The organism is Pandoraea sp. CB10b_02 (assembly GCF_002216225.1).
Lineage (GTDB): Bacteria > Pseudomonadota > Gammaproteobacteria > Burkholderiales > Burkholderiaceae > Pandoraea > Pandoraea nosoerga.
Genome location: NZ_NJGW02000048.1, coordinates 1 through 1,962, shown reverse-complemented (window position 1 = coordinate 1,962; position 1,962 = coordinate 1). Strand labels below are relative to the sequence as shown.

The 1,962-nt window shown below is 56.3% G+C and carries 1 protein-coding gene and 1 pseudogene; one reads left to right on the top strand and one right to left on the bottom strand.

Translation table 11 applies throughout. The annotated features are described in order from the left end of the window. Nucleotides 1-220: integrase core domain-containing protein (locus tag CDN36_RS22480; protein WP_287497986.1), on the top strand; the 220-nt coding region annotated here is incomplete at its 5' end. Between the two features lie 412 nt (nt 221-632). Here the strand turns inward: CDN36_RS22480 and CDN36_RS22475 are convergent. Then, nucleotides 633-1,405: pseudogene (locus CDN36_RS22475) on the bottom strand (group II intron maturase-specific domain-containing protein). Nucleotides 1,406-1,962: the final 557 nt, after the last annotated feature.

Genomic DNA, 1,962 nt, shown 5'->3' with positions numbered 1-1,962 from the left:
GACCACGCCCGTACGTTCGCCGCAGAGCAATGGCATGGCTGAATCGTTCGTGAAGACCATGAAGCACAATTACGTCGCCTATATGGACAAGCCCGATGCGCCAACGGCGCTCTCGCGTCTGGCCATTGCGTTTGAACATTACAATGAGCGCCACCCGCACAAAGCCCTGAAATACCGCTCGCCTCGCGAGTTCAGGCGAGCAGCGGCGTCATCAACCTAACGGTGTCCACGTGTCCTGAGTTACAGGGGCAACTCCAGGCTCCACTGAATGGAGCAGTATCTGACGTTTTTTTTTGTGCGCGATTTGAGGTGAAAGGCATGTCGTGATAGCGGGAGGGCTTACGGAACCCCGGGTCTCGATGATTATGAGGGGGCGGGTTGCGCTGGAGCTCTAAGAGGCGGGATCGCCTTGTCGAGGAGGCGGATGTATGGCCCACAGTTACGCATCTTTTGGCGGGAGGCGAGTATCCCCATCGTTGTCCGTATTTGCTGCTAGCTCTCGCTCAATTCTGCGCTTCATCTTTTTATTCTCTCCCATTGGCTGCGTCTGGCTCGATGAGCCATTGTTGGTACTCATATTTTTTGTCGGGTAAGGATGGGCGAGTTACCCCGCATCCGGCTCAAGCCATTCTTCAGCACCAGGGCGTGGCACTGAACAACTTGATGGAGCGTTTTGCGGCTCGACGGCGGACGAAGTAGTCGGCCGACTCTACCGTAGCGAAGACCCATGAGCGACATCCATCTACCCGGAAGTATTTCTTCCTGGCCCACCGTGCTCCTTTCGTGGTGGGGGGGCGATGCGTTGCCCACTTCCAGGACAGTTGCCAGATGTGCGAGTCTACCAATGAGAAGGTCGCTTTCGCCACAACGTGATGGTGATACAGGCCCATCCCCGGATAACCGGGTTGAGCGTTTGTATCAACGCTTCCTGCGTGGCGCTCGCGTTGCCTTTGACGATTTCCCTGACCTTATCAAGCGGCGATTTGATGTTTTTCTTTGCCGGCTTGATCAGGAGCTTGCCGCCGTACTTTTGTACGCTCTGGCCGAGGAAGTCGAACCCGCCCGCTATGTTCGTAATCCTGTTTTTTTCCTCCGAGAGTTCCAGGTCACGATCCGACAGGAAACGGCGGACCGCGGGAAGAACCTTGGATTCGAGCACTTGTTTCGAGGTGCAGGTCATCACAAAGTCATCGGCATAACGAACGACGTGGAGTTTGGTCCTGCTTCGTCCGGGCTTACGCAGATTCTCGCTTGCGTAAACGACCGTCTCAAGACCGTCCAGAGTCATGTTCGCGATTACGGGCGAGATTACCCCTCCCTGTGGTGCACCGGCCCGCGACTCGAATAGGGTTCCCTCATCGATATATCCGGCTCGAAGCCACTTGCCCAGAACCTCTTTATCCATCTGTAGGAGTGACTGAAGTTGTCGAAACAGCCTCGAATGTAACCTTCCAGAATCCACTCCGACGAGGTGTGTTTCGCCAGAATAGTGAAGCACTGCTCGACGGCGTCAGCGGTCGAGCGTTCGGGCCGAAAACCATAGGAATTGGCGTCTGCAAATATCTCCGCAACGGGTTCCCGAGCGAGCTTTCTAGAGCCTGCATCGCACGGCACCGCATGCAGGGGATACCCAGTGGCCGCTTCTTTCCATTACTCTTGGGAATGTAAACACGCCGCAGTGGCATCGCGCGATAACCGCGATGACGTAGCGACAACATTCCGTTCCATCTGGCCGCCAGAGATGATCGTATCCTGCCGTCCACCCCTGGCGTTCTCTTGCCGCGACTCTCCGTCACGTGCTTTGGCCGCTATGACCTGCCCCCTTCAATAGGGCCAATGGGCTTCTAGCAAAGTCCCTTTAAACCAGCTCCTGGAAAGCGGCAGGAGCATCCGCGGTTGCCCGATGTTTCGCCGCAAACTCTGACGGCGCAAGGTAGTTCAGTGCACTGTGCGGCCGTTGCT